This window comes from Mucilaginibacter phyllosphaerae, assembly GCF_004378255.1.
GTDB lineage: Bacteria > Bacteroidota > Bacteroidia > Sphingobacteriales > Sphingobacteriaceae > Mucilaginibacter > Mucilaginibacter phyllosphaerae.
Genome location: NZ_SNQG01000003.1, coordinates 432,422 through 451,747, shown reverse-complemented (window position 1 = coordinate 451,747; position 19,326 = coordinate 432,422). Strand labels below are relative to the sequence as shown.

At 44.3% G+C, this 19,326-nt stretch carries 21 protein-coding genes and 1 tRNA gene; 21 read left to right on the top strand and 1 reads right to left on the bottom strand.

Going from position 1 to position 19,326, the window contains the following annotated elements; genetic code table 11:
* The first annotated feature begins 4 nt into the window (after positions 1 to 4).
* The 13 genes from E2R65_RS10235 to E2R65_RS10180 all read left to right on the top strand — a co-directional run bounded on the left by E2R65_RS10235 (position 5) and on the right by E2R65_RS10180 (position 10,773).
* Complete coding sequence (locus E2R65_RS10235) at positions 5 to 1,999, top strand: type IV secretory system conjugative DNA transfer family protein (protein WP_134336390.1); 1,995 nt, start codon at positions 5 to 7, stop codon at positions 1,997 to 1,999.
* 34 nt (positions 2,000 to 2,033) lie between these two features.
* Positions 2,034 to 2,411, top strand: a complete 378-nt coding sequence (locus E2R65_RS10230; RefSeq protein WP_134336389.1) for a hypothetical protein — start codon at positions 2,034 to 2,036, stop codon at positions 2,409 to 2,411.
* Positions 2,408 to 2,836, top strand: coding sequence for a M23 family metallopeptidase (locus E2R65_RS10225; protein WP_158285248.1), 429 nt, complete (start codon positions 2,408 to 2,410; stop codon positions 2,834 to 2,836). Before E2R65_RS10230 ends, E2R65_RS10225 begins: the two co-directional genes overlap by 4 nt.
* Complete coding sequence (locus E2R65_RS10220; protein ID WP_134336387.1) at positions 2,829 to 3,986, top strand: ArdC family protein; 1,158 nt, start codon at positions 2,829 to 2,831, stop codon at positions 3,984 to 3,986. The genes E2R65_RS10225 and E2R65_RS10220 overlap by 8 nt, the downstream gene beginning before the upstream one ends.
* 1 nt (position 3,987) lies before the next feature.
* Positions 3,988 to 4,764, top strand: coding sequence for a DUF4099 domain-containing protein (locus E2R65_RS10215; protein WP_134336386.1), 777 nt, complete (start codon positions 3,988 to 3,990; stop codon positions 4,762 to 4,764).
* Positions 4,764 to 5,357, top strand: a complete 594-nt coding sequence (locus tag E2R65_RS10210) for a hypothetical protein (protein ID WP_134336385.1) — start codon at positions 4,764 to 4,766, stop codon at positions 5,355 to 5,357. The genes E2R65_RS10215 and E2R65_RS10210 overlap by 1 nt, the downstream gene beginning before the upstream one ends.
* Positions 5,344 to 5,799: a PH domain-containing protein gene (locus tag E2R65_RS10205; RefSeq protein ID WP_134336384.1), complete on the top strand. Its 456-nt coding sequence runs from the start codon at positions 5,344 to 5,346 to the stop codon at positions 5,797 to 5,799. Before E2R65_RS10210 ends, E2R65_RS10205 begins: the two co-directional genes overlap by 14 nt.
* A gap of 52 nt (positions 5,800 to 5,851) precedes the next feature.
* Positions 5,852 to 6,082 (top strand): hypothetical protein, encoded by a 231-nt coding sequence (locus E2R65_RS10200; RefSeq protein WP_117383593.1) that lies wholly within the window; start codon positions 5,852 to 5,854, stop codon positions 6,080 to 6,082.
* Positions 6,083 to 6,332: 250 nt separating this feature from the next.
* Positions 6,333 to 7,283: a hypothetical protein gene (locus E2R65_RS10195; protein ID WP_117383594.1), complete on the top strand. Its 951-nt coding sequence runs from the start codon at positions 6,333 to 6,335 to the stop codon at positions 7,281 to 7,283.
* Positions 7,284 to 7,418: 135 nt separating this feature from the next.
* Entirely contained in the window at positions 7,419 to 7,601 is a 183-nt protein-coding gene (locus E2R65_RS10190; RefSeq protein ID WP_117383595.1) for a hypothetical protein, read from the top strand.
* A 70-nt stretch (positions 7,602 to 7,671) separates the two neighbouring features.
* A complete protein-coding gene (locus E2R65_RS10185; protein ID WP_134336383.1) occupies positions 7,672 to 8,805 on the top strand; it encodes a hypothetical protein in 1,134 nt (377 codons plus the stop codon).
* A 194-nt stretch (positions 8,806 to 8,999) separates the two neighbouring features.
* The gene (locus E2R65_RS19720; RefSeq protein WP_165852074.1) at positions 9,000 to 9,164 is read left to right on the top strand and encodes a hypothetical protein; all 165 of its coding nucleotides are present in this window, start codon (positions 9,000 to 9,002) and stop codon (positions 9,162 to 9,164) included.
* A gap of 43 nt (positions 9,165 to 9,207) precedes the next feature.
* The gene (locus tag E2R65_RS10180) at positions 9,208 to 10,773 is read left to right on the top strand and encodes a recombinase family protein (protein ID WP_134336575.1); all 1,566 of its coding nucleotides are present in this window, start codon (positions 9,208 to 9,210) and stop codon (positions 10,771 to 10,773) included.
* Here the strand turns inward: E2R65_RS10180 and E2R65_RS10175 are convergent.
* Positions 10,736 to 10,807, bottom strand: a tRNA-Glu gene (locus tag E2R65_RS10175). The two genes, E2R65_RS10180 and E2R65_RS10175, sit on opposite strands and share 38 nt — an antisense overlap.
* Positions 10,808 to 11,021: 214 nt before the next feature.
* Between E2R65_RS10175 and E2R65_RS10170 the strand changes: the two genes are divergently transcribed.
* The 8 genes from E2R65_RS10170 to E2R65_RS10135 all read left to right on the top strand — a co-directional run bounded on the left by E2R65_RS10170 (position 11,022) and on the right by E2R65_RS10135 (position 19,266).
* Positions 11,022 to 11,303: a DUF427 domain-containing protein gene (locus E2R65_RS10170; protein WP_134336382.1), complete on the top strand. Its 282-nt coding sequence runs from the start codon at positions 11,022 to 11,024 to the stop codon at positions 11,301 to 11,303.
* A 1-nt stretch (position 11,304) separates the two neighbouring features.
* The gene (locus tag E2R65_RS10165) at positions 11,305 to 12,693 is read left to right on the top strand and encodes a mercuric reductase (protein WP_134336381.1); all 1,389 of its coding nucleotides are present in this window, start codon (positions 11,305 to 11,307) and stop codon (positions 12,691 to 12,693) included.
* Positions 12,694 to 12,701: 8 nt separating this feature from the next.
* Positions 12,702 to 13,667 (top strand): ABC transporter ATP-binding protein, encoded by a 966-nt coding sequence (locus E2R65_RS10160; RefSeq protein WP_134336380.1) that lies wholly within the window; start codon positions 12,702 to 12,704, stop codon positions 13,665 to 13,667.
* Positions 13,660 to 15,231: an ABC transporter permease/substrate-binding protein gene (locus tag E2R65_RS10155; protein ID WP_134336379.1), complete on the top strand. Its 1,572-nt coding sequence runs from the start codon at positions 13,660 to 13,662 to the stop codon at positions 15,229 to 15,231. Before E2R65_RS10160 ends, E2R65_RS10155 begins: the two co-directional genes overlap by 8 nt.
* 4 nt (positions 15,232 to 15,235) lie before the next feature.
* On the top strand, positions 15,236 to 16,387 hold the full coding sequence (gene egtB / locus E2R65_RS10150; RefSeq protein ID WP_134336378.1) for an ergothioneine biosynthesis protein EgtB: 1,152 nt from the start codon (positions 15,236 to 15,238) through the stop codon (positions 16,385 to 16,387).
* A gap of 18 nt (positions 16,388 to 16,405) precedes the next feature.
* Positions 16,406 to 17,395, top strand: coding sequence for an L-histidine N(alpha)-methyltransferase (egtD, locus tag E2R65_RS10145; protein ID WP_134336377.1), 990 nt, complete (start codon positions 16,406 to 16,408; stop codon positions 17,393 to 17,395).
* A 347-nt stretch (positions 17,396 to 17,742) separates the two neighbouring features.
* Positions 17,743 to 18,684 carry an SPFH domain-containing protein gene (locus E2R65_RS10140; RefSeq protein ID WP_134336376.1) on the top strand — a complete coding sequence of 314 codons (942 nt, stop codon included), beginning with the start codon at positions 17,743 to 17,745 and terminating at the stop codon, positions 18,682 to 18,684.
* Between the two features lie 24 nt (positions 18,685 to 18,708).
* A complete protein-coding gene (locus E2R65_RS10135; protein WP_134336375.1) occupies positions 18,709 to 19,266 on the top strand; it encodes a DUF922 domain-containing protein in 558 nt (185 codons plus the stop codon).
* The last annotated feature ends 60 nt before the right edge of the window (positions 19,267 to 19,326 follow it).

Here is a 19,326-nt window from a genome sequence, read left to right as displayed (position 1 = left end):
ACTTATGGAAGAAACACGCGAACAGCAGAAGCTGCATGGCTTCCTGCAATGTGGTATTTATATTTCTATACTTTTAGAAGCCGCGATCTTCGTCTATCACAACGCCCCGTTCTGGGGCGTTTTTTTTAGCCCGCTGGACAAGCTCGCCCATATCGTTATTTACAGCAGGCTGATCTACAGCAAGCTGGCCACATTTACTTTAATATGCTTGGTGAGTGTGGGAACCCTGTCAAAAAAGGAAACGGATCTCGACCCGCAAAAACATATCGTTTATCCCTTAGTGCTTGGCTTGCTGTTGTTTTTCGGGAGTATCGCTTGCCAGGGCAGGGCATCACCCATTGCGTGCGCATACACGAAATGGTATGACCTGATCTACATGATCTGCTCTTTCATCGGGGCCATACTGGTCAGCCTTTCTATGGACAATATCTCTAAAATGATTAAGTCCGGGCTGGGTAAGGACAAGTGGAACACCGAAGCGGAAAGCTTTATGCAGCCGGTTAAAAAAGTGGAAACGCCCTATTCGGTAAACATCCCCATGCTCTTTTACCACCAACGCAAAGTACGTCAGGGATGGATCAATATCTGTAACGTATTCCGGGGTACCATTGTCATCGGAACCCCAGGTTCAGGTAAAAGCTTTTCCGTGGTTAACCCATTTATCCGGCAGCTGATCGCCAAAGAGTTCGCAGTTTGCCTGTATGACTTCAAGTTTCCCGACCTGGGGCAGATCGCTTACTACCACTATCTGAAAGCAAAGCAAGAAGGTAAAATGAAAGGCTATGCTTTTCATGTGCTCAATCTTAACGACCCCGAAAACAGCCGCCGCATCAATCCCTGGCGGGCAGATTATATACGTTCACTGGCAGACGCGGCGGAAACCGCGGAAGGGCTGGTGGAAGCCCTCAAGAAAGGAGACCGCTCGGGCGGAAGCGATCAGTTCTTTACGCAGTCGGCCATCAACTTCCTGGCATCCTGCATTTACTTTCTCAGTAAATACGCCAACGGTAAATATTCCAGCCTGCCGCATGTTCTGGCCTTGCTTAACTGTACCTACGAGGAAATATTCAACGTACTGGTATCCGAACCGGAACTGCGTTCGCTGCTCTCACCGTTCATGAGCGCCTACCATGCGAAAGCCTTTGACCAGCTCGAAGGACAGGTCGGAACACTGAAGATCTTTATCAGCCGCTTGTCTACCAAAGAAACATTTTGGGTGTTTTCCGGCGATGATTTTAACCTGAAAATATCAGATAAAAATACCCCCGGCATACTCGTCCTGGCAAACGACCCCAATACGCAGAACATCAATTCGGCCTGCTATTCCATTGTGATTAACCGGCTGACAAAGCTGATCAACACCAAAGGCAACCTGCCTTCGGCACTCATCATTGATGAGGTACCAACTTTGTTTGTACATAAGGTGGAAAACCTGATCGCTACAGCCAGGAGCAATAAAGTGGCGGTATTGATGGGCTTACAGGAACTGCCGCAATTCAATCAGCAGTACGGAAAAGATACCGCTGCAACCATCACTTCTGTTATCGGGAACGTGCTGTCTGGCTCTGTGCGAAATAAAGAAACACTCGAATGGCTGGAACGCATACTGGGTAAGTCCAAGCAGATTGGAGAAGGGCTTTCCATTGACCGCAATAAAACCTCAACCTCCCTCAACGAAAAATTGGAAGTGCTGATACCGGCCGGGAAGATAGCCTCCCTCAACGCGGGCGAAATGGTGGGTGTTATCGCCGCAGATGCACAGGAGAAATTTACCGGGCAGTTTGAAACGTCTGCAATCAACTGCCGGATCAATCTGGATATGGCAGCCATCTCGGGAGAAGAAAAGAACTACCGCCCGCTACCCGCCTTCTACGATTTTAACGGGCAGCGGAACGAAAAACTAACACAGAACTTTAACAAGATCAGCCAGGAAGTACAGGACCTGGTACTTCAGTTCCGTTCGCTGCCTTCCAATTCACCAAAAGCAAAACCCAAATAACATGAAAAATGAAAGTTTAAACGGCACCCTCGTCATGGTCAGTCCGGATCTGGAAAACGATCCGGCAAGAGGACAGGGAAAAATCGCGCTGGTTAACTACGAAAGCCTGCACGATAATGAAATTTATGTGGCCTTTGAAGACGGCCGGGAAGCTGTCTACCATCCTGATGCCCTGCTTCGCCTGAAAGGTAAAGAAGAGATACTTGCTGAACTGATGGATAATGGTTCGGAGATACGTGGTAACGATTATAAGGATCTGTATAAGATCACGATGCTTCAGGACAGGGGAACGGCTAAAGCCGAATGGCAGGCACTGGAAATCGTACAGCAGAATCCACGCATAAAAAATGCGGCACTGGAACCGGCAAAGCCAGGTATAGCCATCGAACTTCAAAAATCTTATTCCAGATGAAAATGCTGGCCTGCTTCTGCCTTATCTGCCTTCCCCTTAAAAATTTATACATCACCTCGTCATTCGGCTATCGCAGGCACCCACTCACAGGCAACTACGCCTTTCATAACGGAATCGACTTCCGGGCAAGATCAGACACCGTTTACGCAATCATGGATGGCGTGGTCAGCAATACCGGCTATGATAGTTCACTTGGGGTGAGTGTCGCTTTAGACCATGGTGATGTGACTTCTGTCTATGGTCACCTAAGTCAGTTATTCGTAACGCAGGGTGAATCCATACAAGCCGGCCAGCCTATCGCCATTACCGGCGGAACAGGTAAGGTCACGGGTGAACACCTGCATTTCAGCATTCGCATTAAACAACAGTACATCGATCCGATGGACTTTTTCTATCAAAATTTAATTAACAGAAATCATGAGTAAAAACTTCAAACCACTCCACGAACAGATTGCAAACAAACTGATCGCGGAATTACAGGCAGAAACATCACCATTCCAGAAACCCTGGACGGATAGTGACGCCCCGGCCTTTACAATTCCTGTCAATCCAACTACCAACAAAAATTATCGTGGCATGAACTCCTTATGGCTTTCCATGCAGGGCCATACTGATCCCCGGTGGATGACCCTCAAACAAGCCGGTTATGCAGGTTACGAGGTGGAAAAAGGTGCTAAAGCCACCCTGATCAATTTTGTCAAAAGAACAAATATTGAGGCGATGAGGGATGTGGATGGTAACAAGATCCTGGATGAGCATGGCAAAACGCAAACCCGCACTACCGAATATGAAAAGCCTGTTATCACCAATGCCTGGGTGTTTAATGCAGAACAGATCAAGGGAATCCCGCCGCTGGCAGAATACCTCAAAGAAAAGCAGGGTGAGCAAACCTGGAGCCCTATTGAAAGGGCTGAACAATTGATCAGCGACAGTAAAGCGGTCATTATCCACGGGGGAAACGAAGCGTACTACAATAAAGCCAGTGACCAGATCCGCTTGCCGTTAAAAGAGCAGTTCGAGAATGAAACCAAATATTACGCTGTTGCCCTGCACGAGATCGGGCATTGGACAGGCCACCAAACCCGCCTGGACCGCCCGATGGAAGGCCGTTTTGGTTCTGAAGCTTATGCCCGTGAGGAACTGCGTGCGGAAATTGCCTCCCTGATGCTGGGAAGCGAACTGAAGATCGGCCATAATTTCGGGCAGCACGCGGCTTATGTAAATAACTGGATAAAGATTCTCAAAGATGAGCCTTTTGAGTTGTTCCGCGCTTCTGCAGATGCCCAGAAAATATTTGATTATGTGGTGGATATCGGGCAGAAAGTGGAGTTAAAGGAAGAAAAGTCAAAGGATCAGACCCTGAAAAAGGGCGATGAGATCGCCTACAACAATAACGTTTATAAAGTGCTGGATAAAAAAGGCAAAACCTTCACCGTAGAAGATATGGAAGGCGGCAAAACAAAGGTCAGCCCCAATGACGGCCTTTTTAAATCCTTAGTTAACGCTAAAAATAATCCTGCAGAGCAGCAGCTCATTGTACAGGAAGAGGAAGTTTCACATAGCATAGGAAGATAAGATGAACCTGATCAGCTTTAAAGAAATGGATCTCCCGTTCCGGGAATTGGAGACCATCGGTCTGGCGGCAGGCGGCCAGCTTTTATTGAACGTCAATGACCTGAAAGCACTGCTTTCAGGTCGCAGGACTGGCCTGATGCACCTGGAAAACCTGGAAGCAGAAGGCATTCAGATCAAAGCCATGGATGCCAAAGTATCACTCCGGCAAAACGAACAGGGTAAAACGGATCTGTTGATCCATCCTATTTACAGGAAACCTGACACGCCGGATTTTTTGGATGACAACGAAGCCCGGCAACTGGAAAAAGGCGAAGTAGAGAACTTCCTGAAAACGACCACCGATAATAAGGGCAATAAAAAGGAGATCCTGGTAGAATACGATTCGGAAACCCGTGAGTTTATTGTTTCTGACACCGAAAAGATCATGGCACCCGATATGGTCAACAATGAATTTCTTACCCCGGCCCAGAAAGAAAAATACCGCAAAGGCAAAGAAGTAGAACTGGCCGACAGGACCAAGTTTAATTATTCCGGTACGGACCTGAATGGTATCCGGTCTAACAAGCTGGCCCTGATCGCTTCTATTGTCATTGACGGCGGGCTTTCTTATATGGTTTACAAAGGGCTGAATGCGCTCTTTGGTGAGAAACGGGACGAAAAGGAAGCCGGTACTTTAAGCCCCGGTTATTATAGCACTATGGCTGATGTAGAAGATCAGCGGCCCGTGGCGACGAATGAGCACATCCGTTTTGACAGTAAAAGCCGTTTTTCACGGTAATGAATGCGATTTTAACTGAGCTTGGAGTTCCCGGAGAACTCCAGGCTTTTTTTCAGGTAACCGACCTCGTATTCAGCTATGGGCCGGATAGCGAATACTTCGATAAAGACTTCCACCGGATTCCTGCCACCTCAAATGTATGGATGGCCGGTAATGACCTCACCAGGGAGGTGGTCATTACTTACAGCGCGATGGAGGCCATCGCGTATTTAACCCTTAACAAACACCGCTATTCCCGGATTGATACCCTGGCGTTTGTTGCCGTCGGCAACCTGCCCCATGACGGTCAGTTACAATGGATGCGCTCCGCCTGGCTGAAAAAAAAATATACACTCGTATTTGGCAATGGCCTGTTAGGAAGGTTAGCCGATATTAAAGTAGCTGCCGGACTGGCTGATCGCCGGGTCCGGCTGTACTGGAACAGCCCCAATATTCGTATAGAAACCGAAAACAGCCATCATGAATTTGCGATGGATAACCTCTCACTGAATGTTTTTGAGAAAGCATTTGGCATCCGCTCCGGGATACGCACCCATAAACCAATCCGGTTCGACACCTTTTTAGATCAATTGAAACACAATGGAAAACAATGAAATATTATTGAAACCGGCAATAAGCTTTGCCGTTCTGAAAATTCTACCGCTCATCTTTTTGGCCCTCCTTTTTTTACTGCTTGCCTGGTACCTGTCGCCTTTATTTGTATTTTTCAGTATCGGGACATTGGCTGCGGGCTGGTATCGTTTGCTATATATCCGAAAAAGCATTTACCTCATTACCCCGGAAGTCGTGAAGATCAGCCGGGGGATATTCTTTAAAAGAACGGATATGCTGGAAATATACCGCGTTAAAGATTATGTCATTACGCAATCTTTTATCCTTCAGCTCTTGGGCTTGATGAACCTGAACTTAAAAAGTACTGATGCCGAAAATCCGGTGATCTGTATGGTTGGCATACCGGAATCTGACGTTATCGACACGATTCGGGACTATGTTCAGGAAGCACGAAAACACAACAGGATTTATGAAATTAATTGAATAAAAACTTTGATTTTACTAATCTAATTAGTATATTTAGATATCAAACATCATGAAAACAATATTCTATTTTATCGCTTCCTGCTTCATCTCCACTTTCGCTTTTTGGGGCGCATTGGTAGCAAGAAACCCTTTCCCGCTTTATGGCGTAGGCTTCGGCATATGGGCGCTCTTCATATGGGGTTATAACCAGCGGTCAAAAAGAGAAGCGGATAAACGTTTCCACGAGCGAATGTTCCAGGACTATATGCGGTCTAAAAATCGTAATGCAAATCGCTGGTAATTGTTATTGATATAATCGTTTTTTAGTATGTTGCACGCTATTAAAATCGTGGGCAACCCGCTCACAATTGTGATAAGGTTTAGGTTAAAATCCCCAGGCGGCGAGCGCTCTGGGGATTTTGTTATTATATCACATTTTAGTGATTTTTCTGATTGATTAAGTAACGATTCGGGGCATCGGCAATGCAAAAATACTACCGTTTAAAGCGGCTTTAATTTCTAATAAATCAAGTCTTTTTTACGTAAACATTGTGAAAAAAAAGAATAGAGAAAACAGGTTTCAGAAAAAGTTAAGCCATAAGGAATCCAATGGAGAGGCATCTGAATATGCGCAGGAATTTCTAAAAACGCCGGAAGACGGGCCGCTGGTTACTGATGATGCCTATGCAGAACTGGACGCATTAGAGTATTTTAATAAAAGAAGGCTTCAAAAATTCCGGCAACGCCTGCTCTCCTCAATGAGCTATTATCCTGATGATCTCAGGAAGATTGAAGCCGGCTTAAGTTCGTACGCCCATAGTGCCGTAATACACACAAGAGAACTTGCAGTACTGGTAAGGTCGCTATCGATGACTTTTGAAAATATCTTGCTGGAAAATTATGAAAGCTCGGACGATGCTATAAGGCAGGTGATAAAAGCGAGCTACTTTGATACTACTGACTGGACCAGTGAATTTGATTTAAAGCCGGAAGATCTGATCACGCCGGATGGATTAAGGCATTACCGTTCCAACGCCAATAAAATAACTATCTCTGCAATGAATCATTGGTTAAGTTATATGGTGAAAAAGGAAGGCGAAAATTCGCTTGCGCAGCATTACGATGAACTTTTCATACAGAAAGGCGTAAACCATGCCCGGTATTACCAGGAAGTTCAACTTAAAGCGGATATGTTAAGCGCCTATACCGGTTTGCATCACTTTCCTTTTTTTGAAAGTGATATATTATCGTCCTACTCAATATCTTTCGACGTGGCCGGCAAATTTATGGCAGGTACCATTAACAGCAAAGGGCAGCGCAGGTTGATGATTGATGGGCATCCCGAAATGATCGAAGGCAGGATTTTATCATCCTGGATGGTATCACCAAGTTTTATCGACGGGCAGTTTGAGATCCTTTGTTTACCAAATCAGTTTACACTATATGTTAATTGGAAGAACTATGATGAAATTGCAGCAGGATTTGGATTGTCCAGAACCTGATCAGGCTCCGGCCGCTAGGTAATACCGACGTATTTGGTTACTAAGCAGGATATGATTAAATTTGTTGTTATCCAATCGTTCAGCGTTTATACGCTATCCATCGCAAAATCGGTCACTTAAAAACCATTCAAAAAGATGGCAAAGCAAATTTTAGTTACAGGCAACCCCTTTATGGTCACTGCCTTTTACGGCTCTTTAGCAGAACACTTTATAGCCGGTGAAACGATCATCATCAGATCAGTTAACGGCTGGTGGTGTAAACGAAGTATCAGGCAGGTATTTGCCCGTGAATACGGTCAGTGCCTTGTTGATCTGTAGGTAAGTTCAGGTAATTGCGTTAAAGGCTCGGGAACGGGCCTTTAACTTTATCCCATATTGCGATATAATAATGATTAAAGTAGATTTTGAATTTGAAGCTGAAACAAATACGAACTATCCGATAATTTACTCTAAAGAAGCGTACAGTAAAGCTTATGAGGAAGCTGTAAAGTTCAAGACAAGCTTTTATGACGCGGATTATTCCGACGCTGCAAAGGCACATCTGAGTTGGTACGTTGCATATATTGACGGGATCTTAAAAGGTAAGATATATAAAGATGAGCAGCTTGTGCCTCAGCTTTTTATCGTGGGAGCCATTCGTAAAGAACAAATCAGGGAATTTTTAAATTGTCATCTTTTTGCCGCTAAAGATTATTGCAATCACCTGATCGAAAACATAAAGCCTGCAACAGTTCGAAGATATGATCATACCCTCCGCAGCCTTGATGTGGACCTTGAACAGCTTCTTGTTAACTATGAAGTGCAGATCCGCAAATCCGTTGACCGGGTTGCGCCGACGAGCTGGCGTAAACCGGTGCTGAGTCCGAACGATATATTTTCAGCAGCTAAGGAATTATTTTATATTGAAGACCGTGATACAATCGAAGATCTTTACCTGAGAGACCTGAAACCGATGGTGATGTTCCAAATCAGGCAGATGGTAGAAATATTCGGAAGACAGATCATTGGTTATACCGATATAGTGGATAAAAAAGATATACCGGTAAAGAAATTCACCCAGGTAGCCTGGGAATTTATTGCAGAAGAATGCAAAAAAAAATCATCATCCCGGATCGTATTGCCATTTCCCGTGATCTTTATGAAAACATTGAACAGCTGGTCGAATAACTTTGTTCATACAAGTTATATCCATAGTGCTTACATTCAATATTATGCATTGCACATTCTTACACTGCTTTTAAAGGGTTCGGGCAGTTCATTCCGTATTTACAATGGAAACATGCAGCGAAAGGGACATGCTGATATCATGATAAGCAATTATGAAGAGTTGAAAAAAGATTTTGAAATTTATATTAATAGAAGGCAGCCTGGCTTAAAAGTTAATTGGCTTCCAATTACACAAATACAAGCTTACATTATTTCCTTGGGCTCAACAGTGCCGCAGTCATTATCATTCTGGGATAAAATCAGATTGTTTTTCCGGCGTGTTTTCGGGAATATTCTCGGGTTGTTCAACCGCTGATTAATAGGTGAACCCCGAGGGTTAATTATCTTTCTCGTTGAATTGATTTTACTGGTTTGAAACCGCTGATAAACAATACTCTTATCTTAATTTCCCGCAGGGTTGAGAAAGATTATTATTGTTCTGTAGTACCGAAACACTTGTCAATTTGATCTAAAAAAACACGGCATTATTGCAGCCTTACAGGCTTGATAATGAAACCGATCCTACCTCATAAAAGAAATATCACTCCCGAACAGGCAGTAAAAGTGCTTGCCAAAAATGGAATAGTTGCTGACGAAAAAGAAGCGAAGATTATTTTGGATTTCTTATATATTTTGGCTAAATTGACTGTTAATCAATACTTTAATGACACATAACGCGGTCGTATTGTAATGCTCTCTTTATCAAATTCTTACTATTATGACTTCTGCTTATTTATACGTCCGTGTAAGTACGGATGAGCAAAAAAGAAAAGGCTACTCCCTGCCTGAACAGGAAGACCGTTTACTACGCCACTGTGAATTTAACAACATCGAGGTAAAAGGTATTTTCCGGGAAGACTACTCTGCCAAAAACTTCAAAAGGCCGGAATGGAACAAATTGTTGACCGTCGTTAAAAACCGTAAAAAGAAAGACCGGGAAAATATCCTTTTCATTAAATGGGACAGGTTTAGCAGGAACATTGAATTTGCCTACCAGATGATCGGTATTTTAAGGGCGATCAATGTGCAGGCGATGGCCATCGACCAGCCGATTGATTTTAGCATTCCTGAGAGCACGGTAATGCTTGCGGTTTATTTATCTATCCCTGAAGCTGAAAATGGAAGACGAGCGTTAAACACCTCCGGTGGTATGCGCAGGGCCAGGAAAGAAGGCCGCTGGATGGGCGCGGCACCTAAAGGCTACCAAAACCTGGTGTATCCCGATGGAAGGAAGTATATCGCCCCAAAACATCCTGAAGCAGCTTTAATGAAATGGGTATTTGAGGAATTGTCTAAAGGTATTCTTGTTGCCGAACAGGTCCGCAAAATTGCTTGTCAGAGAGGCCTCAAATGTGAACGCAATAATTTCTGGAAACTCATCCGCAATCCGATGTATGCGGGTATCATCGTAGTTCCCCCATTTGAAAACGAGGAAATGCAGTTTGTAAAATCTCAGCATGAGGCCCTGATATCGCAAACACTTTTTTATGAAGTTCAAAACATTTTAAATGGCAATAAGCGCCCTATAGCTACCAAAGTTGTATCAAAGGATATGCTACCGCTACGTGGCTTTTTAGAGTGCCCGGATTGTAACCGGATGCTAACAGGCAGCGCATCAAAAGGAAGGCACGAACGCTATTATTATTACCATTGCACCGGCACTACCTGTAAATGCAGGTTCAAGGCAGAAACAGTCAATCAATACTTTGAGGATGAACTGATCAAGTTCAATTTAGCACCGGGTGTTGGCGAACTGTTTAAAATGGTGGTTATGGACGAATGCAGATCAACCAGCAGGGATGATTTAGATGAAAAGAAAGTTATCTCAAATAGGATTGAAGAGCAGGAATTAATCTTATCTAAGGCCAGGAAAAGGCTATTAAAAGAAGAGATTGATGCCGATGATTTTAAAGCGATAAAAGCCGAATGTAATGAAGAATTAAGGCTATTAGAAAGTAAACTGGCGGACCTTCCGGCTAAATCAAATGAGTTAAAGTCTATTGAGATGCTTTTAGACGTAGTAATAGCCCGATATTCAAATATCCTGCAACACTATAAAAATCAGCCAGTTGAGGAAAAGAGGAAAATTATTGGTTCGATGTACCCCAAAAATCTATGTTTTGACGGAACCCAACATCGAACCGCTTATTTGAGTGAACCACTTTCTCTTATCTTGCTGATAAACAGCAATTTACAAGGCAAAAAAAGAGGGGAAAAGTTGTCTTTTTACAACCTTTCCCCCCAAGTAGCCCGTAGGGGAATCGAACCCCTGTTTCTAGAATGAAAATCTAACGTCCTAACCCCTAGACGAACGGGCCTTTTTGTTAGCCTAAATCAAGTATTTTTGATTTAGTTCCCCTTATTTTGGGAATGCAAAGATATATCTTTCATCAGAAATTAAAAATATTTTTTAAGTTTTTTTTCAACGAATTTTTATCCGGCTTAAAAGCGTGTGTTACATCAAACAAAAAATGGCTTTGCCTATTTATAAATGCGGTATATATAAGTACCTTTAAACAAACACATAACCTTATGAAAGCCATTTGGAATAACCAGGTAATTGCCGAAAGCAGCAACACCATCGTAGTTGAAAATAATCATTACTTCCCCAAGGATAGTGTAAAGCCTGAGTTGTTGCAGGAAAGCAGTACGCATACTACCTGCCCGTGGAAAGGTAAGGCATCTTACTTTACGCTTGATGTGGATGGCAAACAAAACCCTGATGCTGCATGGTACTATCCCGAGCCTAAGGCTGCCGCTTCACAAATAGCTAACTATATCGCTTTTTGGAAAGGCGTAAAAATAACCGACTAACATGAAGCAATACGATGCAATAATTATTGGTTCCGGCCAGGCAGGCGCGCCGCTGGCAAAAAAGTTAGCCGTTGCAGGCAAAAAAACACTGATCGTTGAGAAACGCTATTATGGCGGTACTTGTATCAATGATGGTTGCACACCTACCAAAACAATGGTTGCCAGCGCCCGTGTTGCTTACCTGGCGGGCAAATGCAATGATATGGGTGTAACCATAAAAGGTTATAAGGTGGATATGCGGCAGATCAAAAAGCATAAGGATGATATTTTGCTTAAATCGCGTAACGGGAGCCTGAAGGCCGCGCAGGAAACCAAAAACCTGGATGTACTTTTTGGTGATGCCTCGTTTACAGGTATCAAAACTATTGCCGTGCAAACGCCAAAGGATGGTGTGCAGCAATTTAAAGCCGACCTTATTTTTATAAATACGGGTGGCAAACCTATTATTCCGCATGATATTGAGGGATTGGATGGCATAGATTACCTTACTTCTACCAGTGTACTTGAGCTGGAAAAAGTGCCCGAACACTTAATGATACTTGGCGGTAATTACATCGGGTTAGAATTTGGGCAGATGTTTGCCCGCTTTGGCAGCAAGGTAACCATTATAGAAAGATCTGCAAATATACTTGCACGCGAAGACGAGGATATATCTGCCGAGATAACTAAAATTCTGCAGCAGGAAAACATCACTATACATACCAACGCAAAGGCTGCCCGTTTTAAGCAAAAGGAAAAAGGTAAAATAACCGCCACAGTTAAGGTGGGCGATGCCGAAGAAAAAATAAAATGCAGCCATGTGCTCATAGCGGTTGGCCGTGCGCCACAAACCGATACTTTGGGGTTAGATAAAACCGGTGTGAAAACTGATGACAAAGGCTTTATACAGGTTAATGCCAAACTGGAAACTAATGTAAAAGGCATTTATGCTCTGGGCGATGTTAAAGGCGGCCCGGCATTTACGCATATTTCTTACAACGATTATACCATTGTTTACCGCAACCTGATAGAAAAGCAAAACCTGAGCACGCGCAACCGCCCGGTACCGTACTGCATGTTTACTGATCCCGAACTGGGCCGCGTAGGCATTACCGAAGCAGAGGCCAAAGCGCAGGGCCTGAATTATAAGGTGGCTACGCTGCCGATGGCGCATGTGGCCCGGGCCATAGAAACCGGCGATACCCGCGGGCTGATGAAGGCCGTGGTAGATGCTAAAACAAAAAAGATACTGGGTGTTGCCATTGTGGGTACAGAAGGTGGCGAGATCATGAGTGTATTGCAAATGGCTATGGAAGGCGGTATTACGTATAATAGGATCAGGTATTGCGTATTTGCGCATCCAACCTATTCAGAATCGCTCAATAATTTATTTATGACCCTGGAGGATTAAGTGTTTTTATGATAAAAGTTGAGCGGCTTGTAAAAACATTTGGCACAACCAAGGCTGTTAATGATATTTCTTTTGAAGTAAACGCTGGCGAAACACTGGCCTTGCTGGGTACCAGCGGTTGTGGCAAAACCACCACCCTTAAAATGCTGAACAGGCTGATAGAGCCCGATAGTGGCACCATATCCATCAACGGCAAAAATGTGATGGAGCAGGAGCCGGAAGCCTTGCGCCGAAGCATTGGTTATGTGCTGCAAAATAACGGCCTGTTTCCGCATTATACCGTAGCCGAAAATATAGCCATTGTACCCAACCTGCTTAAATGGGATAAAGCCAAAACCGACAAGCGTATTAAAGAATTATTGGATAAACTGCACCTGTTTAAAGATTATTTTAACGCTTACCCCGGCGAATTAAGCGGCGGCCAGCAGCAGCGCATTGGCCTGGCAAGGGCTTTAATTGCCGACCCGCCCGTACTGCTGATGGACGAGCCCTTTGGCGCGCTGGATAATGTTACCCGCACTAAAATACATCACGAGTTTAAAGAACTGGATGAACTAAAACGTAAAACCATCATCATAGTAACGCACGATGTGCAGGAGGCTTTTGAACTGGCCGACCGTATAGCCCTGATGGATAAAGGCAGGATTGTGCAGATTGGCACCCCTGCCGAATTACTGTTTTACCCGGCTAATGATTTTGTGAAAGATTTTTTGAAAGAGCAGCACCTGCAACTGGAGCTAAAAACCATTAAACTGACCGATATCTGGCAGTACCTGCCGGATACCGGTAAAAAGATCAATACTTCGCAGGTACCGGCCTCGGCAGGCATCTGGGATGCGCTGGACAGTTATAAGTTTTACCCTCGCGAAAACATCAACATCCTTAACCAGCAAAGTAAGGAGGTGCGCTCGGTAACGTTCAGCCAGTTAATGAGCGCTTACTCGCATTATAAAAACCACCAGCCGCATGAATGAGCATCAGCAAACCTTATGGGAGTTTATGCAGCAGCAAAGCGATAAGCTGCTGGTACAAACCATGCAGCATATCGGGCTAACCTTTATCTCGCTTTTTATAGCTGTATTAATAGGTTTACCATTGGGTATTTATATCACCCGTAAAAAGCAATTGTCGGGCTTAGTGTTAGGTATAGCAGGCGTATTGCAAACCATCCCCAGTATTGCCTTACTTGGTTTTATGATCCCGCTTTTAGGTATCGGCGCCAAGCCTGCTATTGTAGCTTTGCTGCTCTACGCGCTCTTGCCCATTATCCGTAATACCTATACCGGCATAACCGGGGTGGATGCAACCGTTAAAGAGGCGGCTGTAGCTATGGGGATGAATAAGTGGCAGGTGCTTTTTAAGGTAGAACTGCCTTTAGCCATGCCGGTGATACTGGCCGGGATCCGTACGGCTACGGTTATTAACGTAGGTGTGGCTACCCTGGCATCCTATATTGCAGCCGGTGGACTGGGCGAATTCATCTTCGGCGGTATTTCGCTTAATAATACCAACATGATCCTGGCCGGGGCCATACCTGCGGCTCTATTAGCTGTATTGTTTGATTTCCTGTTATCGCTGGTGCAAAACCTTAACTTTAAAAAAGTAAAGGGCGCGGTAAAGGTTGCACCTGTTGTATTGCTGGTACTCTCTTGCCTGTACTTTATCCCATCGGCCTATGGCAGTAAATTAACCGCTGGTTTTACGCCCGAGTTTATGGGCCGGCAGGATGGTAACCTGGGCCTCATCAGTAAGTATGGCTTAAAGATCCACACTATTGTGATCAACGATGCGGTAATGTATAAGGCCGCGCAGGAGAAGGAGCTGGACGTGATCAGCGGCTACAGCACCGATGGGCGCCTGAAGGCTTATGACCTGCTGGTGTTGGGCGATGATAAAAAGATCTTCCCGCCTTATTATGCTGCGCCTATTGTTAGGGAAGATGCCCTGCGAAAATTCCCGGAGCTGGAGCAAACGCTGAATAAGTTATCGGGCCTAATAAATGATTCGGTAATGACCGAATTAAATTATCGTACCGACTATCTTCACCAAACGCCCGAGCGGGTTGCAAAAGATTTTTTGGAAGCTAAAAAATTGTATAAGCCGGATCGTGGCGGCAACGAAGGTGTGGTACGTATTGGCTCAAAAATATTTGGTGAGCAGTACATTTTAGCCAGTATGTACACTATGCTGATAAAGGGTTATACCAATTACAACGTGGCCACTAAAACCGGCCTTGGTGGCACCAAAATAGTATTTGATGCCATGACTAATGACCAGATAGACGTTTACCCCGAATATACCGGCACAGGGCTTTTAGCCATATTACAAGCGGCCCCGCAAACAGTTACCCGGCTGCAGGTTAGCAAGGATAGCACTTATAACTATGTGCAGCGCGAGTTTAAAAAACGGTATAAAATTAAATGGTTAAAACCAATTGGGTTTAATAATGCGTATGCTTTAATGATGCGCCAGGCACAGGCAAAACAACTTGGTGTCAAAACAATTTCAGATCTTAAACGCTATTTGGATAGCAAATAATACAATGGATTTAGCCGACTGTTATAAAAAAGTACGCCAGCGAACAGATGCAATATGCGAGCCGCTGCAAACAGAAGATTACGTAGTACAACCTGTAGTTGATGTTAGCCCGCCCAAATGGCATATAGGCCACACTACCTGGTTTTTTGAAACCTTTATCTTAAAGCCTTACTTTGCCGAATACCAGGAATTCGACCCCAATTATAATTACGTTTTTAACAGCTATTACGAAACTGTAGGTAACCGCGTGATCCGTACAGACAGGGGGAACTTAAGCCGCCCTACCGTAATTGATGTTAAGCGTTACCGTAAGTATGTGGATGATGCCATGTACAACTTTTTGGCCTGTGGAAACATCAGCCCCGATGTTGAAGAACTACTGGTTTTGGGCTTTAACCACGAGGAGCAGCACCAGGAACTTTTATTGACAGATATTAAATACATCCTGGGTAACAACCCGCTTTTCCCCGCATATGATCATCATTACGTATCGCCAAAAGCGCAACATAGCGATGGTGGTTTCATCCGGATAAACGAAGGGATTTACGAGGTTGGTTTTAAAGGCGAAGGATTTGCTTTTGATAATGAGCTGAACCGCCACAAAGTTTATTTAAACGAATTTGAGATAAGCCCTAACCTGGTTACCAATGCCGAATATCTGGAGTTTATTAACGCAGGCGGTTATCACGATTTTAGGCATTGGCACGCTGCCGGCTGGGATTGGGTGAACACCAACCAGGTACAAGCGCCGATGTACTGGCACAATATGGATGGGCAATGGCATAATTACACCTACCAGGGCCTGCAAACACTGCATTTGCATGATGTGGTAACCCACATTAGCTATTATGAGGCTTATGCCTACGCTTCCTGGAAAGGCCTGCGCTTGCCTACCGAGTTTGAATGGGAGGTAGCTGCCCCCCAATTTAGCTGGGGCTTGCGCTGGGAGTGGACGGAAAGTGCTTATCTGCCTTATCCGGGTTTTGCCAAGGCACCCGGCGCCATAGGCGAATATAATGGCAAGTTTATGGTAGGCCAAAAGGTATTGCGCGGGGCATCAGAAGTAACCTCGCCGGATCATAGTCGCATTACCTACCGCAATTTCTTTCAGCCGGAGTTACGCTGGCAATTTACTGGCATACGTCTTGCTAAATAATATCACAATATCATACCCATGGCATCTACCACTACAGCAGCACAACAAACCACAGATAATACCCTTACAGACGATCAGTTTTATCAGGACGTTATCGCGGGTTTAACATCCACCCCAAAACGCCTCGACTCTAAATATTTTTATGATGCGCAGGGCGATAAGCTTTTTCAGGAATTGATGAGCTGCGAAGAATACTATCCTACCAATTGCGAAATGGAGATCTTCACCACCCAAACGGCAGAGATCTGTAAAGCCATTATTGCAGATGGGGATGCTTTTGACCTGATCGAACTGGGTGCAGGCGATGCCACAAAATCTACCCGCTTATTAAAGTACCTGATAGATAATAATGCCGATTTTACTTACCTGCCGATAGATATCTCAGAAAATGTAATATCGTATCTAAACATCACTTTGCCGGTTACTTTGCCGGGGATAAAAATTGAGGGACTTAACGGTGAGTATTTTCAAATGCTTAAAAAAGCCGCAGCTATTTCTAACAGGCGTAAAGTTGTGCTGTTCCTGGGATCAAATATTGGTAATATGCCTGTAGAAGCGGCCAAAGGTTTTTGCGAGGAGTTACGCAATAACCTGTCTGCCGGCGATATGCTGCTGATCGGTATTGATCTAAAGAAAAACCCCGCAACTGTATTAGCTGCTTATAACGATAAAGGCGGCATCACCAAACGCTTTAACCTGAATTTACTGGAACGCATTAACCGCGAACTGGGCGGCGATTTTAATACCTCGCAGTTTGATCATTACGCCATGTATGACCCGGAAACCGGTTCCTGCAAAAGCTATCTGATCAGCCTGGCCGATCAGGAAGTGAATATCGGGCACCAAACCATTTCTTTTGAAAGAGATGAATATATTTATATGGAGATCTCTCAGAAGTACGCCGCTCAGGAAGTAAATGAATTGGCAACCCAGGCAAAATTTAAACCTTTAAATCAATTTTTTGATAACAAAAAATGGTTTGTAGATGCCATTTGGAGGGCGGAATAAGATTGGCAAAGGGTAGCTCCTACGGAGCAAGAAAAAACCTGTTCTTGTTCTACAAAGCGGTAGCCCCGATGGGGCAAATTTATGTTTCAGTAATAGCTAAAAATACAACTTACAGTAGTAACTGTATTTTATTAATGGCGCCTAAAGTTTATTAATTGTTAAAGAGGTACTGAAAGATAAATTTCATTAGCTGCCTGTTACCAAGCATGTGCCTTAGGCACTACCGCTTTGTAGCAAATATTTATTGCTTTTCAGCGTGCCGTAGGTACGCCCCCTATCTTGCAAATAAAAGAACCTATTGCACCTGTTATTATTAAACCTATATTTATAAAAATATAAAGCCTAAAATGACGTCATCAACAATTGTAGCCTACCTGGTTGCATTCTTTCTCATCATTGTATTATTATCATCCTTTGTAACCGTTAAACAGGGCACCATAGCCGTGGTAACCATTTTTGGTAAATACCGCCGTATCCTAACGCCGGGGCTTAACTTTAAGATCCCGCTGGTAGAGCAGATCTACTCTAAAATATCTATCCAGAACCGTTCTGTAGAGCTTGAATTTCAAGCTGTTACTTATGATCAGGCTAATGTTTATTTCAAGGCCATGCTGCTTTATTCGGTATTAGATCAGCAAGAAGAAAGCATCAAAAACGTGGCCTTTAAATTTGTGGATGAACGTAACCTGATGCAAGCGCTTATCCGTACCGTAGAGGGTTCGATCCGTGCATTTGTAGCCACCAAACGCCAAAGCGAAGTGCTGATATTGCGCCGCGATATTGTAGAACACGTTAAGGAACAGTTAGATACAATATTAGAGGGCTGGGGTTACCACCTGCAGGATCTGCAACTGAACGATATTACCTTTGATGACATCATTATGAAATCGATGAGCCAGGTGGTGGCATCCAACAACCTAAAAGCTGCTGCAGAAAATGAGGGGCAGGCATTGCTGATCACCAAAACCAAAGCCGCTGAGGCTGAGGGGAATGCCATCAAGATCTCGGCCGAGGCCGAGCGCCAGGCGGCCCAACTGCGTGGCCAGGGTATTGCCCTTTTCCGCGAGGAAGTGGCCAAGGGTATGACGGTTGCTGCCAAAGAGATGCAGGAAGCGAATATGGATACCTCGGTTATCCTGTTCACCATGTGGACGGAATCTATCAAACACTTTGCAGAGAACTCGAACGGCAACGTGATATTCCTGGATGGTTCTACCGATGGGATGCAGCAAACCATGAAAGAAATGATGGCCTTAAACCTTTTACAGTCAGACAAAGTCAAAAAGTAAAGTTTCACTTTACCCTTGGCATCAATGATATTTAAATACCTGCGCGCTTTTTGCGCCTTAGCGCTGCTATGTTTTACGCTTGCACCTGCCTGGGCGCAACCGCACCGGATGTTGTCTGTTAATGATTTTCAGGGAACGCCGCGGCCAAATGGGCGCGGCGTAATTGCCTACACCAACTGCACTATTGATTTTAAATACCAGGCCAGCCGCAGGGGCGATGATTATATTATCCACGCTAATGTGCGCCTGTTTATGAACAATTATAAATCATGGATAGACCGGTCGCGGATAAGCAGTGCCGAACAGCTTGCCGAAATTTTAAAGCACGAACAGGGCCATTATACCATTGCCTACCTGGAGCAGCAGGAGGTATTACGCGCCATAGAACGCACACGTTTTACGGCCAATTACACGGCCGAGGCCATGAACCTTTTTAACCGGATAGATGCCAAATACAAGCAGCTTAACCAGGATTATGACGAAGATACCGAGCATATGGTTAACCGCCAGCAGCAGCATAGCTGGGACATTTATTTCGCCAAACGCCTGCAATATATGCCGCAGGAGAATGCGAGCTTATAATTGATTTTCAATATCAAATATGTCGTGGTAAGCCTGTCAAACCATTAGCCACTTCGTTAA

What these genes read in the sequence shown, in the direction of transcription:
- E2R65_RS10190 (WP_117383595.1), top strand. Translation starts at nt 7,419, where the DNA reads ATGGCAAAGCAAATTTTAGTTACAGGCAACCCCTTTATGGTCACTGCC.
- E2R65_RS10165 (WP_134336381.1), top strand. Translation starts at nt 11,305, where the DNA reads ATGAAGCAATACGATGCAATAATTATTGGTTCCGGCCAGGCAGGCGCG.
- E2R65_RS10180 (WP_134336575.1), top strand. Translation starts at nt 9,208, where the DNA reads ATGACTTCTGCTTATTTATACGTCCGTGTAAGTACGGATGAGCAAAAA.
- E2R65_RS10220 (WP_134336387.1), top strand. Translation starts at nt 2,829, where the DNA reads ATGAGTAAAAACTTCAAACCACTCCACGAACAGATTGCAAACAAACTG.
- E2R65_RS10235 (WP_134336390.1), top strand. Translation starts at nt 5, where the DNA reads ATGGAAGAAACACGCGAACAGCAGAAGCTGCATGGCTTCCTGCAATGT.
- E2R65_RS10205 (WP_134336384.1), top strand. Translation starts at nt 5,344, where the DNA reads ATGGAAAACAATGAAATATTATTGAAACCGGCAATAAGCTTTGCCGTT.
- E2R65_RS10155 (WP_134336379.1), top strand. Translation starts at nt 13,660, where the DNA reads ATGAATGAGCATCAGCAAACCTTATGGGAGTTTATGCAGCAGCAAAGC.
- E2R65_RS19720 (WP_165852074.1), top strand. Translation starts at nt 9,000, where the DNA reads ATGAAACCGATCCTACCTCATAAAAGAAATATCACTCCCGAACAGGCA.
- E2R65_RS10215 (WP_134336386.1), top strand. Translation starts at nt 3,988, where the DNA reads ATGAACCTGATCAGCTTTAAAGAAATGGATCTCCCGTTCCGGGAATTG.
- E2R65_RS10170 (WP_134336382.1), top strand. Translation starts at nt 11,022, where the DNA reads ATGAAAGCCATTTGGAATAACCAGGTAATTGCCGAAAGCAGCAACACC.
- E2R65_RS10185 (WP_134336383.1), top strand. Translation starts at nt 7,672, where the DNA reads ATGATTAAAGTAGATTTTGAATTTGAAGCTGAAACAAATACGAACTAT.
- E2R65_RS10135 (WP_134336375.1), top strand. Translation starts at nt 18,709, where the DNA reads ATGATATTTAAATACCTGCGCGCTTTTTGCGCCTTAGCGCTGCTATGT.
- E2R65_RS10160 (WP_134336380.1), top strand. Translation starts at nt 12,702, where the DNA reads ATGATAAAAGTTGAGCGGCTTGTAAAAACATTTGGCACAACCAAGGCT.
- E2R65_RS10200 (WP_117383593.1), top strand. Translation starts at nt 5,852, where the DNA reads ATGAAAACAATATTCTATTTTATCGCTTCCTGCTTCATCTCCACTTTC.
- E2R65_RS10225 (WP_158285248.1), top strand. Translation starts at nt 2,408, where the DNA reads ATGAAAATGCTGGCCTGCTTCTGCCTTATCTGCCTTCCCCTTAAAAAT.
- egtD (WP_134336377.1), top strand. Translation starts at nt 16,406, where the DNA reads ATGGCATCTACCACTACAGCAGCACAACAAACCACAGATAATACCCTT.
- E2R65_RS10230 (WP_134336389.1), top strand. Translation starts at nt 2,034, where the DNA reads ATGGTCAGTCCGGATCTGGAAAACGATCCGGCAAGAGGACAGGGAAAA.
- E2R65_RS10210 (WP_134336385.1), top strand. Translation starts at nt 4,764, where the DNA reads ATGAATGCGATTTTAACTGAGCTTGGAGTTCCCGGAGAACTCCAGGCT.
- egtB (WP_134336378.1), top strand. Translation starts at nt 15,236, where the DNA reads ATGGATTTAGCCGACTGTTATAAAAAAGTACGCCAGCGAACAGATGCA.
- E2R65_RS10140 (WP_134336376.1), top strand. Translation starts at nt 17,743, where the DNA reads ATGACGTCATCAACAATTGTAGCCTACCTGGTTGCATTCTTTCTCATC.